Origin of the sequence: Aureicoccus marinus, assembly GCF_002954325.1 — a bacterium.
Taxonomy (GTDB): Bacteria; Bacteroidota; Bacteroidia; order Flavobacteriales; family Flavobacteriaceae; genus Aureicoccus; species Aureicoccus marinus.
On sequence record NZ_MQVX01000001.1, the window covers coordinates 1683354 to 1697251 of the forward strand.

Genomic DNA, 13898 nt, shown 5'->3' on the forward strand with positions numbered 1-13898 from the left:
TTAAATAGGCGCGCTTAACTTATTCACAATTTCCATTCTTTCAATTTGATTCCAAGGAAGTTAGACATACTGTAAAGGGATTGATTACTTTTAAGTGATAATTTAAAACTATGCCCACTCCACTGATTGCTCCCTCCTTGCTTTCGGCAGATTTTGCCAATTTGCAGCGAGACGTAGAAGCCGTTAATAACAGTCAAGCCGACTGGTTCCACATTGACATCATGGATGGACTCTTTGTTCCCAATCTTTCTTATGGTGTACCTGTTGTCAAAGCCATAGCGAAATACGCCCAAAAGCCCTTAGATGTCCACTTGATGATCGTTGATCCAGATCGCTACATCCAAACTTTTGCTGAATTGGGTTCGGCCAACCTCACCGTGCATCTGGAGGCTTGCAAACACTTGCACCGCAGTCTCCAAGCAATCAAGCTCTTTGGGATGAAGGCCGGAGTAGCGCTAAACCCACACAGTTCCGTGCATCTTCTTCAAGATTGCATCGCCGATATTGATTTGGTCTGCCTGATGGGCGTTAATCCAGGATTTGGAGGACAATCCTTCATTCAAAACACCCTGAATAAAACCCGACAGCTCAAAGAAATGATTTTAAGATCCAATTCCTCAGCTCTGATTGAAATTGATGGAGGGGTTGGTACGACCAATGCTAAAGAACTGGTTGAGGCCGGAGCCGATGTCTTAGTTGCGGGAAGCGCTGTATTCAATAGCCCTTCCATCCCGGACAGCGTATTGGCCTTGAAAAACATCTGATTATCATGCACGATTTGATCATTGTAGGAGGGGGTCCCATCGGGATTGCCATAGGTCTGGAAGCCCAAAAAGCCGGTTTGAATTACTTGATCATCGAAAAAGGGGTTTTGGTTAATTCCCTCTTCAACTATCCGGTAAACATGCAGTTTTTCTCTTCTTCCGAAAAGCTGGAAATCGGTGGGGTGCCCTTTATCAGTAAAGAAGCCAAACCAAAGAGAGATGAAGCACTGGAATATTACCGCAGAATTGTTAGCGCGAACAACCTTAACATCCAACTCTTTGAAGCGGTGGAGGAGCTTCAAAAAATGGGCACTCATTTCGAAATTAGAACAGTCAAAGCCCAGTACAAGAGCAAACAACTGGTTTTAGCCACGGGCTTCTACGATATACCAAACCTTTTGGGAGTGCCGGGAGAAGACCTGCCTAAAGTTTCGCATTACTACAAGGATCCTCACTATTACGCCCGTCAAAAGGTAGCCGTTGTCGGCGCGAGTAATTCGGCGATCGATGCCGCTTTGGAGTGTTGGAGAAAAGGGGCCGAAGTAAGTCTGATTATTCGAGGCCCTGAGGTGGGTAAACGGGTTAAATACTGGGTGCGTCCAGATATCCTAAACCGCATTGAAGAGGGTAGTATTCAAGCCTACTACTCTACTGAAATTACCGAGGTAAGAGAAAAGGAACTCCTTCTGACCAACACCGAGAACATGACACAATTCCGTCTTGCCAATGATTTCGTGCTCGCGCTCACCGGATACCAGCCTAATTTTCGCTTCTTGGATACCCTGGGAGTACAACTGAGCAATGACGGGCTTAAGAAGCCCCATTACCGTCCGGAGACCATGGAGTCTAATATCGAAGGGCTCTACTTGGCCGGGGTCATATGCGGCGGGATGGAAACCCATAAATGGTTCATAGAAAACTCCCGTATTCACGCCCCTATGATTGTGAATGACATCGTCAATAAACTCAAGAAAAAACCGGTATATGCTTAAGCAATGGCATTGGGCCGGACAATACTTAGCCACCGCAGCCATCTCTTTTTTGGAGGCCAATGAAGACGATAGCCACACCAACCTGGGATTGGATGAGAGCGGACGCTATCTATCTACCCATCCCCTCGGAACGGCAGGGAAGTTTGTCTTGGATTTGGCACAGGGCTCCTTGTTTCTCGAAAACAGAGCAGAAAATCTATTAGCCCTTCCGGGCAAAACCCACGAGGATATTGTTCAGAGCTTAAAACACTTTTTTCAAGAAAACGGCCTGGGGGACTACGGGTACGACTTGCATTACGACCTCCCATACGAACAAGGAAATGCTCCTTTTTTGTGGTCAGATGATACCGCTATGCAAGCAATGCGGGTTCAGGCACATCGACTGCTGGAGGATTGCAGTCGCGAACTTGGTTTTTGCCAGGTTCCCCGGATTTGGCCTCATCACTTTGATAGTGGAGTTTTTGGTCCCTCGGAACACCACAGCACCTTGTATTTTGGCATGGGATTGGCGGTACCTGATACCCTCTCCGAACAGCATTATTACTACCTAAGCGCCTACCAACAAGGACAATTACTCAGCGCTCCACAAGAGTCAAAGTTGGCTACAGGTCAATGGGTAGAGGATGAGTTTGAAGGTGCTATTTTGCGGATTGATAAAGAAAGTCTGCCAACAGATGAAGAAATCCTAAACTTCTACCGAAGTGCCACCCAGGGCTACATTCAGGACTTCTCTGCAGACTAAAGGGATTCCAAAAAACTTTCGAGCTCTCGGTGCTCCCGGAGCATTTGCCTTCCTTCCTTTGCACCGAGATAGGGAACTCCCTTTCGGTGATTTAGTCGGGCAATCTTGAGCATAAACCTCACGTGTCGGCGAATTTCTTTCCAGGCAAAGAACAAGGAGTGTTTGGGATCGTAGATGTGCGTGGGTTCGCTGCCCGCACCGTTAATTTCAATAATTCGAAATTGACGACCTTCTTCAAAATCAGCCCAATTGTCGTACATAATGTCTAAGCGACCGTAGTAAAAGCCCTTTACCTGCAAACAAATCTCATTCAACCAGGCTTCCAAACCGGGAGTAATTCGATCCGAATAATCCAGAAATAAGGCTCCCCTAGTATGACTGCCCACGGCCAACAAAACCTTCTTCTCCTTGTCTGGTAGAATGGTCTCCAATTCGTTGATCGTAAGTTCTTCCTGCAATTTTGGCCATTGCAATAGGCAACGTGGACTCTGATGTATCAACTCTTTCAAACTAGATTGGCCATCACCAACAACACTCATAAATTCCTTTTGAACAATCCCCGTGATACATCCACGCTCCTCTCCAGGCATGCGCACATAAAAGACCCCCACTTCATTCGGATAGCGAATCAACTCCTGCAGCAGGATTTCTTTGGGAACCTTAGCGCAATAGTCTTTTAAGTCTTCTAGAGAATGAATTTGGCTCACCCCTAATCCTTTTAAGCCCACATCCGGTTTTGCCATGCACGGAAATTCAAGCCCTGCTTGCTTCATCAGATTCTTAAGTTGGCCTTCCTCCCGATCCTCCGCAGTAGAAATGAGCACAGTCTTTGGGATATAGCGTCCGGGATCATCTTGTAGATCTCCATTTTGGACTCTAAGGTGAGTCCACCATAAGCCATGGCCGGATTAGAAGCACTGAAGAAAAACAGGGAACGCTCTTTGAGCGCATACCAGAGCCATATCGGGAAAAGAGGGTAATACACCCAGGCATAAGACCAGTATTCCCAGTGGGTTAGTCGGTACCAACGCGCTTTCCAGGAAAGACTCATACGCTCAATTGGGATTCTGGCTGCATCAGATCCTCATAGCGCATTTCTCCCTGATTAGATTCCAGGAGAACTTGGGTCACACTCACGGTCTTGACTCCATTAGCCCGATCGATCACCAGGCCATTCTCAGAATCGCCCTGCGGGGTAGCGTGAAAAGAAAAAACCTGATCGGAAGGTGGATTTGAATGCGTTTGCAGAAAGCTATCAAAACGCTCTTTTCTCCACGCCTGAACCTCCTGACTGTAGAGGGTAGCAGATGACCATATATGGGCCTCTTCCTTATTCAATTCCTTTGCATGCTTTTCTTGCCCATCCCAACGCATTTCATAAGCCCCCTGATCTCCCAAAATCAAGGTAAAGGGCTCAATGTTTTCCAGATTGAGTTCCTTCCAAAATGCAGCTGGTCGCATAGAACTTAAAATATCCAATAGGATCAGACCTCTACTCTTACGGTAAGGTCCCGTGTGCCGGTGATTCACAAAAGCCCCATTCAGGACCACGCCCCATTGACCTACTCTATTAAAGGCAATCCAACTGCCTCCTCCCTGGGGGTCTTTCGGGAAATAGAGCTCTGTACCTTGATAATCGTGCCACTCAGGGGATGCTGCGCGACGGCGCTTCCTGTGTTCATCCCGGGTAGAAGTGACCAAGGTGCTGTCTCCCTTAAAAAAGAGGCTTACTGTGCACATGATTTTCGGAAAGCAAGAGTTGAAGGCGCTACCCCAAATTCAGTAGGCACATCCAAATGCGTCATAGGAATTAAGGCCACTTTAATCAGGGCATGGTGATGTATTGCGTGTTCCAGGTTATACAAAACCTCCCTTTTGTAGTTTGTTTCTATGGTATAAGAGCTGGACTCATCCTGAAGGACCAATTTCATGGCCTTATTGGGTTTCTCCAGTCTTGACTGAATATCCTTGAGGGATTCAATAGCGAAATCGACATCGGTTTCAATTCGAATATCCCGTTTTCGATTATCGTAGCAAAGGGCTGACTGTTCATAGCCATTTAGCAGGCACTGGTAGAGTTCAATGATGTGGCGAGTGTGCTGACCAATACTGGCTCGAGCCAATAATTCATGCGATTTCGTGTACTCCTCGGTCTCCAACTGACCAAGTACGCCACAAAATAAGTGAAGAGTATTTATGGAAGCTTGAAGCATCTGTCTGCTTTATTTGTTAGGTTGAAATCGGTTTTTAAGTGCAAGAAACACAAAATATAAGGCAAAGGCCAAATACAATAGGCCCAAAATTAGTTCAATTGTCCCTTGATAATCACCAGGGGTCTTTTGGGACCATTCTCCGAGGAGAATAAAAATCCAAAGGGCAGCGATTGTTCCTCCGCCTATACCTGTAAGATAGAAGACAAATCCGGATTGACCTATCCCAAACCAGCCCTTCTCCTGATAGGCCTTATTCCAGGCCATCCAGAACGGAAATTGAAGTGGATTTAAACTACTCATCAATAACCCGAGTAAGAAGGCGGATTTAAATTCCGGCAACTGGAAATTAGAAACACTTTGCGGACTGGTATTCAGTAAATGAGTCATACTTAAATACAGCAAGAGCAATGCTCCTAACGGAAAAATCCACTTTTTTGCCCGAGGGGTTAACGCCCACTTTTTGGCCCCCCAATACATCAGGGTCACCACAATCAATTCAATCAGGACCACCGCGACCGAAAACCATAGGGCTTCTGACTTTCCTCGCCTTAAAGCCAACTGAAAGGCAGTGACATTCAAGGTTCCCAATGGAATAGCTCCGATAAAGCTGGTGAGAATACCCGCCAAAAATATCCTGCTTAGACTCCACCATTTTGCTGTTCCCCCTATTTCTGCCGGCTGTTCGATTTACGGTTATTTCAAATGTGATTTCCAGTTCTTATCGGCTTGGCCGACCAACTTTTCTGGTCCTTCTTCCAGCCAAGACTCTAAGGTATTGTTTATCCATTTGTTGTAAAACAAATACAGCTTTCCATTTCGAATTTCAAAGGTTTCCGGATTCACGGGTACCTTGTTCCCTTTCACGGCCATAGCGTAAGCACAATAACCACCGTACTGAGGCAGGAATTTATCCGGATTGGTCTTGAAGGCATCTCGTTGTTCAGCGCTTGTAAACTGGTAGGTATTCCCTTCCCATTTTACGGTATAATCAGATGTTCCCTTCTGTGCTTTCCCATTGAAATAAGAGACAACATCGTAGCCTTGTACAGCTAAACCTCTTTTGGTATTGACCGGACCTTTTTGTGCTTGCAGGCCATGGGTTCCCAGTCCAAATAGAAGACTCAAGAAGAAATATAATGCTCTATTCTGTTTCGTAAATACTTGCGCGATCATTGACTTTTTCAATTTTTTTGACATCCAGGGCCAGGTAGGACCATCCCCCCTTTTGGCTTACGTTACCCTCCACTTTGGAGGCCTGCCCTATATAGGGTAGTAAGTCTTTATGAATGGCATTTCCTTTCAGGTCAGTGATCAAAAAATATTCTTCGTCTCCAGAATCGGTGCGATTAAGCCAAACAGGGGGAATGCCCCCCGCAATACAAAGAGAAGCACAACTCCGGTGAATTTTTCCAAAGCCTGGCTTCATGACACCAAAAAAGCATTTGGGGTCAATGATTTCTCCTTCCAACTCTGTCTTGACGGCTTCGGATGGATAGAGCTCTTCTTCTGCTCCTTCATTATCGAGAAGGTCGATTTGCTGCTCATCTGTAATCTGCAACAAGCTCTTGCCATTATAGTACAACAGGTTTCCTTCAATCCTCATGAATTGTCCATTGAGATTGGGCTTCCTTTCTTTGGCTTTGGACAAATAAGGAAGAGCCCCCGACTTTCCGAATCCCAATAAAACAATGTCCTTATACTGTTCTGGCCCCAACTCAACCGAAGCAAGGGATAAGGCTTTTCATAGTAGGTGCCTTCGACAGAAGTGGTACTGTCAAAATCGAATCGGCTGTTGGAAGCGGGTTGCTGATACAGAGCAAAAACCCCGGCAACCAGCATCACGGCCAGTACGGCAAAAAAACAAAGAGGCGAACCGTTCTCTTGGTTTTACTTCCCATCTGATTGATGTACCCCACATAGAATTCTTCTTTCTTATTCTCTTTCATAGCTTATGGAATTGGCAGGGGATCAACAGCGGTTCCCTCAGCAAGTGGCTCGGGATGAATATAGACGCTGCCGTCAATCATTTTAAGTTGATAGGTATGCAGTTTCTCTGTAAAAGGAGGAGGCGATTGTCCATTACCCGGCAGGTATTGATAACCGTGCCATGGACAGGTTATACAACCATCAATGATCTTTCCTTCCCCCAAAGGACCCCCTTGGTGCTTACAGTAGTTGTGCACGGCAGAAAGACCACCATCATGGCGAAAAACGGCAATACGCTCCTCGTTGACCGTAAAAATTTTTGCGCGGTCAGCTTCAATTTCTTCCGGTTTACATAAACGCTGCCATCCTTCCTCGTTCCAGCGCGACTTCGCTCGATCAATCCGTCCCTCCTTCACCGCGGCACTGACATGAGTCAAGGCGATTAGTAGGAATCCAAATACCAGGGCTGCCGTGGTGAGCAATTGCCCTTCCTGCTGAAAAGCACCCAGCACCACATGCAAAACAATCAGCATAGGCCAAATAAACTCCCATATGCAAGGCCTTCCAAACTCGAGGAGACAGGTTCTTCAAGAAGAAATCATGACTCGTCGAAGCCATCACAAAAAGGATAATCAAGGCGTAAAAACCCAATACCTGGAAAGGGAACTGCAGCAAACTTCCGTAATCCTGATTGGAAGTAAACAGCGCCCAAATAGGATTGATTTCACTGAGGGCATGAAACTGAAAGAGAGACAACCCCCCATGTAAAAAAGCCGCCAGAAACATACTGACCCCTAAATGGCGGCGATTATAAAGCAAAGGCAGGTAGCGGCTGTTCAAACGACTCAGAGGTCCAATCAGTAAAATCACGTGCAGGGTCAATAGAGCCAGAGTTCCAAAGGCTCGAATCATGACCGTTTCGGCAGTCATTTCTGGATTTAAACCAAACGATAGGCCAAAAAACAGGAGCAGATACAAAACCATACTCAGGGCGATCCACCGGTCGTACCTCTTCTTCTGTTTATTCCAAATAATATAGGTGTAATCTAAACTCATCGCTACTTCAATTCTAGGGTGTACAGTTCATTCTCTTTGATCAAATCCACCAAGCGTACCCGTTGCGGCTTTTGATCCAGATCAAAAGAATAGCTCCCGGTGCCCTCCAATTGACCGATCAGTTGTTCTTCTTCCTCCTGATCCGAAAGGACCAGTACCCCCGTTGCTGCACTGGCCAGCGGACTATGGACCTGAATGTGCAAAAGACTGTCGTAGTGAACCTGTACGGGTATTTTTTGCTGACCTTCTTCCACTTCAGACAAAACAGGTGGAGTCAGCGAATCGGCTGGGATAACAGGGGTGAGTGCCCAAAACAGGAAGAGTGGAATCACCAAAAATAAGATTCCCCATATCCGTCCATGGGCCTTGCGTTGCGCTCTATTCATGAGTGTTCTTTTTAAAGGCATTTCTGAGTAAAAAAGGCCAAGTAGCTACTGTTCCCGGAAAGAGAAGCAGCCTGACCCCTTTGGGTGTCGTCTTCATGTAAGGATCTACTTTTGAAGCACCTCCCAACAAGAAAAAGAGACCAAAAAGAAGGCCAATTCCAAAGTAAATGCCCAAGGCGCCAATCAAAGCGCTGAGTATCGTTTGTATCATCTTAAATCAATTCAACATCAGTTAGTACTTCCAGAAGCCCTGGCCCTTGTTGAGTAAAGAGTTCCTCCATACCCGCTTCCATTTCTGCTTGTGTTTTGGCCTGCTTTCCCCAAGCTCCTGCTGAACGTGCAAAAGCCGCAAAATCCGGATTGGTCAGGGAGGTTTGCCAGACATCAAATTCTCCCGCACGTTGTTCCTTAGAGATCTTTCCGAGCTCGTGGTTATTCAACACAATCAATTTGACCGGCATCCCGTATTTCACCAGGGTGGTGATCTCCGCCAGGTATTGACACAGGCCACCATCTCCTGCAACCGCTACAACAGGACGGGAATCCCCAACCGCTGCCCAGGCTCCCATGGCCGCTGGCAGCGCAAATCCTATGGAGCCCAAATAGCCGGACATCAAAAAGTCATGCGCCTTGGATTCAAAATAACGCCCGAAGGAATAGGCATTGTTCCCAACATCAACACACATCACAGCATTCTCCGGAGTGAGTTTATTCATGCACTCAAAAAGGGCGATAGAACTCAAGCCTTTTTCGCTGGTCTCGGTCAAGCGGGTGGTTTTTTCATCTCTCCAAATTCTCCAGCGTTCCGCGATTTCGTATCGCTGATCAATGGTGTTCGCCACAGGCCCTACTCCTTCTTTAAAGAGTTCAAGACTCCGGGCGATGTCACCGTATACGGCGACTTCCACTGGATGGAATTTACTCAACGCCAGCGGGTCAAAATCCACCTGAATGATGGGCTTTTTTGGAGTTATCCCGGTGTGGTTAGAAAAAGAGGCGCCAAAGACAATCAACAAATCACTCTCGTTCATAAACCAGGAAGCAATCGGCGTCCCGGACCGACCTAAAACTCCGCCGCCCAGCGGGTGATGATCCGATATTAAGCCTTTTCCTTTGAAGGTGGTCACCACCGTAGCATTCAAAAATTGCGCGAAGGCGATGATGGCCTCTTTGTGTTTGCGGGCACCGTGCCCCATGATGATGACCGGACGCTTCGCCTGAGAGATCAAGCCAACGGCTTCCTCAACTGCTTCTTTCGGTGGTGCAATGTCTAAGGCCGTAATCCGTTTCTCAGGACCTTGGGCTTTTGCCCTAGCCGGTACTTCAACTTCTTGCACCTCATCAGGGAAGGTCAAATGACTCACGTTGCGCATGAGTAAGGCGTGCTTCACGGCCAAACTCATCAATTCAGCGTGCTTACTATCTCTTTGAACCCGGTGATTAAACTCCGCCACATTGGCAAAGGCTTGCACCAAATCCACTTCCTGAAAGTTTCCGGTTCCGACAACTTGAGTTGCGACCTGTCCGGTCAATGCCAAAATAGGGGCCCGATCAACCCGGGCATCCCAGAGACCAGTGTACATATTGGTGGCTCCAGGTCCGGCGATAGAAAAACAAGCCGCAGGCTTCCCGGTAAGTTTACCGTAAGCAGAGGCGGCAAAGGAGGCAGTTCCCTCGTGTCGAATTCCAAAATAACGAAGTTTTCCTTCTTGTTCTTTGCGTTTCATTGCATCGGCAAAGCCCAAATTGGAGTGCCCCACCATCCCGAAAACACGGTCTACTCCCCAATTAATCATGGTTTCGACCATTACATCCGAAACAGTTGGTCGATGTTCCGGTTCTGGATCCAGACCGACAAAAATGGCCCCGTCTTCTTCCTTGACTTCGTAGGTAGGCACACCATCGTCATAACCTCCCGGAGGCAGTCCAGTACAAGGATGAAAGTCCCATCCATGCCAAGGGCACCGAAGCATCCCTTTTTCGATTGAGCCCTCCCCCAGGGGTCCTCCCTGGTGCGGACAGCGGTTATCCAAAGCAGAAAACTTGCCCTCAAAATGAGTGAGGCATATTCCTTTGTGACCAGCGGTAACCGATTTAACTCTTCCTTCGGGCAGTCGGTCTTTGTTGTCTAGTACTCGGTACCATATTTTTTCACTCATCTCTTCAACTGTTTAAAGTGTTCTGATTTTGGTCTGTATTTGTAGGAGGCAGGAGTTTTTTGACCAAGGCTCCTACACTGAGACCTTGGACCAGTATAGAAAAAACGACGACGCAATAAGTAATAAACAAGAGGGATTCACGGAAAGGCCCTTCAGGTAAACTCAAGGCCAGAGCAATAGAAATTCCCCCACGCAAACCGGCCCAGGTCAATATACTCAGTTCTTCTTTTTGGGATCGGTGATCGGATCGCAGAAAGATATTTGACATCCACATACTGAGATACCGACCAAAAAGGACCAGGACAATACTGGCCAAACCAGCGATCAAATTGAGGGTTTGGAATTCGAGTTGGATCACTTCCAGCCCAATAAGAACAAAAAGTAAGGCGTTGAGGATATCGTCCAATATCTTCCAAAATACGTTCATGTGGGATATGACCTCCGGACTCTTACAGGCGGTATGTAAGTGATTCCCCAACATCAAACCCAAGACCACCATGGCCAGGGCACCTGATACCAGAAGCTCGGAAGCCAAATAATAGCCTCCCATAACCAGGGCAATTGAAAAGTGAACGCCAATGACCGGAGCACTGTGAATCTGCTTAAATAATCGGATTCCAATCCATCCGAGCAGACCACCGAGCAAGAGCCCCCCAAAAGCTTCGTGAACGAATTCCAAAGCGATATGAGACAACTCGATCTCGCCACCCATAGAGGCGATTCCCGAAAGCGAAAGAAAAACAACAATTCCAACGCCATCATTAAAAAGCGATTCGCCCACAATCTTGATTTCCAAATTCTTCGGAGCACCCGCTTTTTGCAAAAGAGCCAGAACAGCAATGGGGTCCGTGGGCGAAATCAATGCCCCAAAGACCAAGCAATAAATCAAATCAATTTCTAAGCCCAATAGCGTACTGAGGCCATAAAAAAGAGCTCCAATCAGAAAGGTAGAAAACAACACTCCCAAACTGGCATAGATCAGCACAGGACCTCGCTGCTGAATCAAACGGTGCACATCCACATGAATCGATCCCGCGAAGAGCAAGAAACTGAGCAAAAAGTCAAACAGAAGTGTTCGAAAGTCAACCTGATCCACCAAGGAGCAGATTTGGCGAAACCGAACTTCGTCTACCAATCCCAAAAGGCCAATTCCCGCCGAGGCCAGCAAAGCCAAGAGCATAACACCAATGGTATCTGGAAGTCTTAACCACCGGGCATTGAAGAAGCTGAAAAGTGAACTCAGCGCGATAAAGGCGACAAATACCTCAAACATGGTTTAATCTTTGCGAATTCCCGCATAAGCAATTCCGGTGAGCTCATGCATCTCCCGGTTAAAAGTCGAGAGATCGTTGTGATTAAATTGGTTGATATGGCTGTAGCCACAGCTGCGAGCAATCACCTTAATCAAGTCGTTGGTCGCCTCAAAGTAATTGTGCAACTGCTTGGCCGATTGGTCCATGATTAAACGACTTCTCAAAGATTCCTTCTGAGTGGCTATCCCAACCGGGCAGTTGTTGGAGCCACAGGCACGCATCCCCAAACAACCGATGGCCTGAATAGCCGAATTAGAGACGGCAATAGCGTCTGCACCCAGCATAAGAGCTTTGGCAAAATCTTCGGCAATACGCAGTCCTCCCGTGATCACCAAACTCACTTCGCGTGCACCCGCCTGATCCAGAAACTTACGAGCCCGCGCAAGCGCCGGATGGTAGGCACGTTAATATTGTCTCTTAAGACCGTCGGTGCAGAACCTGTTCCTCCACCGCGACCATCGAGAATGATATAATCGACGCCAACGGCCAATGCAAATTGTAAATCAGCCTCGATTTGGCTTGCAGCCAACTTGAATCCAACGGGGATCCCACCAGTTCTTTCCCGAACTTCATCCGCAAAACGTCTGAAGTCTTCAACTCCATTAAAATTCGGAAAAGTGGCAGGACTAATAGCTGTTTCACCTTCCTTCAGGCCGCGAACTTCCGCAATTTCAGCACTTACCTTGGACCCCGGCAAATGCCCTCCGGTACCTGTTTTAGCCCCCTGACCTCCTTTAAAATGGAAGGCCTGGACCTTATCGAGTTTATCCCAGCTAAATCCGAACTGAGCTGAAGCCAATTCGTAAAAATAACGGCTGTTATTTTCCTGTTCTGCCGGCAGCATTCCTCCTTCACCCGAGCAAATACCAGTACCCGCCAATTCTGCCCCTTTTGACAAGGCTATTTTGGCTTCCCTCGACAAGGCTCCAAAGCTCATATCACTAACAAAAATTGGTTTCTCCAAGACTAATGGCTTTTTAGCTCCAGGACCAATAACCGCCTGGGTATTGACCGTATCTTCATCCAATAGAGGCGAGTGGCCAACTGGGCGGGTAAGAACTGAATATCTTTCCATTGAGGAAGGGTATTGCGATCGACCCCCATGGAAGCCGAAAATCCGTGGTGGCCAAGATTAGAAAGTCCATTGCGGGCAAGTTCACGGATGTAGCCTGTGTAAGGCTCTGTTTCTTCTGGATGGGTGTCTTGGTAGGCTCCCAAATAAGCCTCACGGTCAAAAGGTTGAGGATGGTCCTTCTCAAAGGCCGTAATTTCTTCCTCACTGACCCACAAGGCTCCATCGGCTACTCTTTCGGTGAATTTATGAAGCTTTTCGGCATTGTTATACTCGCTAACTCCCGTATCGTATCGGTAATCCCAGCCGTGGACCCCACAGATTAAATTATGGCCATCGATGTGTCCATCGGACATCAAGGCCCCTCGGTGTAAACAGCGTCCATAGAGAACAGAGAATCCGGACTCGTGTTTGACGATGACCAAATCGGTGTTCTTGACTAAGGCATGGGCAGGTACTTTTTCTTCTAATGAGGTTAATTCAGCTACTTTAATCCAGGTGGTTAGTTGGCTCATCACTTTGGTATTGGTTGATTTGAACGATAAATTAGTAAAAACGAAACGTTTAGTCCTTCCTACTAAGAATTACTTACAGAATCCCTTAAAATACCATGGTTATTCTAAGACAAACCTCTTAAGACGAAAAAAATAACTAGCTTCACTTCAACCTTAACCCGCTTAAAGCCTGACCAATGAAAGCCAAAAAGTGGATTTTTTGGATCACAACTGCCCTGCTCTCGATCATGATGCTCCTGTCTGCCGGGATGTAGATTTTCAACGATGGTGAAGTCTCTCAAGTCTTTGTCAACCTCGGTTCCCAACATTTATCATCTGTCCTTTAGCCGTGGCTAAACTCTTAGGGGTGGTCACTTTTCGGGCCTTCAACCGGCGCCCATTCAGGGATGGGCTTATGCTGGTTTTTCTTTGATTTTGCACTGGCTTTGGGCGCGCATTTGGCCGTCAACGACGGAGAGTTTAGTGGTGCCTTGGTAGCCCTGATATTGCTCTTCGCTTCCTCTTTCAATCGCCCAGAAGCTTAAATCTAGTTTTTACACCATCCAAGCTCGCTTGGTTTTTGGCCCGAAAACCGAGTAAAATCAGCCTCTTCGAATTTTTCTGACAGAAAAATAAAGACAACAACTTTCTCTTGGTTGACCACCCATTCCCCTGTGTTGAGAACAAATATCTGTACAGGAGCCAAATAGTGGTTTTTTTTATGAAAAAATCTCGTACTCGATTATCCTATGGGCTTTTTACTACGCAGGAAATTCATTTC

General features: G+C 46.9%; 18 protein-coding genes and 1 pseudogene. 4 read left to right on the forward strand and 15 right to left on the reverse strand.

Going from position 1 to position 13898, the window contains the following annotated elements:
• Positions 1-110: 110 nt before the first annotated feature.
• Genes rpe through BST99_RS07875 form a run of 3 tightly spaced genes read left to right on the forward strand, consistent with a single transcriptional unit; the run spans position 111 to position 2498 of the window.
• A complete protein-coding gene (gene rpe / locus BST99_RS07865) occupies positions 111-764 on the forward strand; it encodes a ribulose-phosphate 3-epimerase (RefSeq protein ID WP_105001306.1) in 654 nt (217 codons plus the stop codon).
• Between the two features lie 5 nt (positions 765-769).
• On the forward strand, positions 770-1756 hold the full coding sequence (locus BST99_RS07870) for a YpdA family putative bacillithiol disulfide reductase (protein WP_394335610.1): 987 nt from the start codon (positions 770-772) through the stop codon (positions 1754-1756).
• Entirely contained in the window at positions 1749-2498 is a 750-nt protein-coding gene (locus BST99_RS07875; protein ID WP_105001308.1) for a hypothetical protein, read from the forward strand. Before BST99_RS07870 ends, BST99_RS07875 begins: the two co-directional genes overlap by 8 nt.
• Here the strand turns inward: BST99_RS07875 and BST99_RS07880 are convergent.
• The 15 genes and pseudogenes from BST99_RS07880 to BST99_RS14470 form a co-directional block, all read right to left on the reverse strand.
• On the reverse strand, positions 2495-3271 hold the full coding sequence (locus BST99_RS07880) for an ATP-grasp domain-containing protein (RefSeq protein ID WP_105001309.1): 777 nt from the start codon (positions 3269-3271) through the stop codon (positions 2495-2497). The two genes, BST99_RS07875 and BST99_RS07880, sit on opposite strands and share 4 nt — an antisense overlap.
• Entirely contained in the window at positions 3271-3549 is a 279-nt protein-coding gene (locus BST99_RS07885; RefSeq protein WP_105001310.1) for a hypothetical protein, read from the reverse strand. Before BST99_RS07885 ends, BST99_RS07880 begins: the two co-directional genes overlap by 1 nt.
• Complete coding sequence (locus BST99_RS07890) at positions 3546-4238, reverse strand: NRDE family protein (RefSeq protein WP_105001311.1); 693 nt, start codon at positions 4236-4238, stop codon at positions 3546-3548. The genes BST99_RS07885 and BST99_RS07890 overlap by 4 nt, the downstream gene beginning before the upstream one ends.
• On the reverse strand, positions 4226-4711 hold the full coding sequence (locus BST99_RS07895; protein ID WP_105001312.1) for a hypothetical protein: 486 nt from the start codon (positions 4709-4711) through the stop codon (positions 4226-4228). Before BST99_RS07895 ends, BST99_RS07890 begins: the two co-directional genes overlap by 13 nt.
• A 9-nt stretch (positions 4712-4720) precedes the next feature.
• Complete coding sequence (locus BST99_RS07900; protein WP_181044184.1) at positions 4721-5338, reverse strand: LysE family transporter; 618 nt, start codon at positions 5336-5338, stop codon at positions 4721-4723.
• Between the two features lie 66 nt (positions 5339-5404).
• Positions 5405-5836 carry a YHS domain-containing (seleno)protein gene (locus BST99_RS07905; protein WP_105001314.1) on the reverse strand — a complete coding sequence of 144 codons (432 nt, stop codon included), beginning with the start codon at positions 5834-5836 and terminating at the stop codon, positions 5405-5407.
• A gap of 16 nt (positions 5837-5852) precedes the next feature.
• The gene (locus tag BST99_RS07910; protein WP_219843822.1) at positions 5853-6392 is read right to left on the reverse strand and encodes a hypothetical protein; all 540 of its coding nucleotides are present in this window, start codon (positions 6390-6392) and stop codon (positions 5853-5855) included.
• A gap of 268 nt (positions 6393-6660) precedes the next feature.
• The gene (locus BST99_RS07915; protein WP_219843823.1) at positions 6661-7074 is read right to left on the reverse strand and encodes a Rieske (2Fe-2S) protein; all 414 of its coding nucleotides are present in this window, start codon (positions 7072-7074) and stop codon (positions 6661-6663) included.
• The gene (locus BST99_RS07920; protein WP_105001317.1) at positions 7034-7693 is read right to left on the reverse strand and encodes a ferric reductase-like transmembrane domain-containing protein; all 660 of its coding nucleotides are present in this window, start codon (positions 7691-7693) and stop codon (positions 7034-7036) included. Before BST99_RS07920 ends, BST99_RS07915 begins: the two co-directional genes overlap by 41 nt.
• 2 nt (positions 7694-7695) lie before the next feature.
• Positions 7696-8079 carry a hypothetical protein gene (locus BST99_RS07925; RefSeq protein ID WP_105001318.1) on the reverse strand — a complete coding sequence of 128 codons (384 nt, stop codon included), beginning with the start codon at positions 8077-8079 and terminating at the stop codon, positions 7696-7698.
• Positions 8072-8290, reverse strand: coding sequence for a hypothetical protein (locus BST99_RS07930; protein ID WP_105001319.1), 219 nt, complete (start codon positions 8288-8290; stop codon positions 8072-8074). The genes BST99_RS07925 and BST99_RS07930 overlap by 8 nt, the downstream gene beginning before the upstream one ends.
• A gap of 1 nt (position 8291) precedes the next feature.
• On the reverse strand, positions 8292-10238 hold the full coding sequence (locus BST99_RS07935) for a thiamine pyrophosphate-binding protein (protein WP_105001320.1): 1947 nt from the start codon (positions 10236-10238) through the stop codon (positions 8292-8294).
• A gap of 4 nt (positions 10239-10242) precedes the next feature.
• Positions 10243-11511 carry a cation:proton antiporter gene (locus BST99_RS07940; protein ID WP_105001321.1) on the reverse strand — a complete coding sequence of 423 codons (1269 nt, stop codon included), beginning with the start codon at positions 11509-11511 and terminating at the stop codon, positions 10243-10245.
• 3 nt (positions 11512-11514) lie between these two features.
• Positions 11515-12626, reverse strand: a pseudogene (locus BST99_RS14465) (FMN-binding glutamate synthase family protein).
• The gene (locus BST99_RS14470) at positions 12518-13138 is read right to left on the reverse strand and encodes a Rieske (2Fe-2S) protein (protein ID WP_219843825.1); all 621 of its coding nucleotides are present in this window, start codon (positions 13136-13138) and stop codon (positions 12518-12520) included. The pseudogene BST99_RS14465 and the gene BST99_RS14470 overlap by 109 nt, the downstream one beginning before the upstream one ends.
• A 386-nt stretch (positions 13139-13524) precedes the next feature.
• On the opposite strand from BST99_RS14470, the gene BST99_RS14475 reads away from it, so the two are divergent.
• On the forward strand, positions 13525-13662 hold the full coding sequence (locus tag BST99_RS14475; protein WP_219843826.1) for a hypothetical protein: 138 nt from the start codon (positions 13525-13527) through the stop codon (positions 13660-13662).
• Positions 13663-13898 lie beyond the last annotated feature (236 nt).

Coding starts and splice junctions, on each gene's coding strand:
- rpe (WP_105001306.1), top strand. CDS start 111: ATGCCCACTCCACTGATTGCTCCCTCCTTGCTTTCGGCAGATTTTGCC.
- BST99_RS07870 (WP_394335610.1), top strand. CDS start 770: ATGCACGATTTGATCATTGTAGGAGGGGGTCCCATCGGGATTGCCATA.
- BST99_RS07875 (WP_105001308.1), top strand. CDS start 1,749: ATGCTTAAGCAATGGCATTGGGCCGGACAATACTTAGCCACCGCAGCC.
- BST99_RS07880 (WP_105001309.1), bottom strand. CDS start 3,271: ATGAAGCAAGCAGGGCTTGAATTTCCGTGCATGGCAAAACCGGATGTG.
- BST99_RS07885 (WP_105001310.1), bottom strand. CDS start 3,549: ATGAGTCTTTCCTGGAAAGCGCGTTGGTACCGACTAACCCACTGGGAA.
- BST99_RS07890 (WP_105001311.1), bottom strand. CDS start 4,238: ATGTGCACAGTAAGCCTCTTTTTTAAGGGAGACAGCACCTTGGTCACT.
- BST99_RS07895 (WP_105001312.1), bottom strand. CDS start 4,711: ATGCTTCAAGCTTCCATAAATACTCTTCACTTATTTTGTGGCGTACTT.
- BST99_RS07920 (WP_105001317.1), bottom strand. CDS start 7,693: ATGAGTTTAGATTACACCTATATTATTTGGAATAAACAGAAGAAGAGG.
- BST99_RS07925 (WP_105001318.1), bottom strand. CDS start 8,079: ATGAATAGAGCGCAACGCAAGGCCCATGGACGGATATGGGGAATCTTA.
- BST99_RS07930 (WP_105001319.1), bottom strand. CDS start 8,290: ATGATACAAACGATACTCAGCGCTTTGATTGGCGCCTTGGGCATTTAC.
- BST99_RS07935 (WP_105001320.1), bottom strand. CDS start 10,238: ATGAGTGAAAAAATATGGTACCGAGTACTAGACAACAAAGACCGACTG.
- BST99_RS07940 (WP_105001321.1), bottom strand. CDS start 11,511: ATGTTTGAGGTATTTGTCGCCTTTATCGCGCTGAGTTCACTTTTCAGC.
- BST99_RS14470 (WP_219843825.1), bottom strand. CDS start 13,138: ATGAGCCAACTAACCACCTGGATTAAAGTAGCTGAATTAACCTCATTA.
- BST99_RS14475 (WP_219843826.1), top strand. CDS start 13,525: ATGGGCTTATGCTGGTTTTTCTTTGATTTTGCACTGGCTTTGGGCGCG.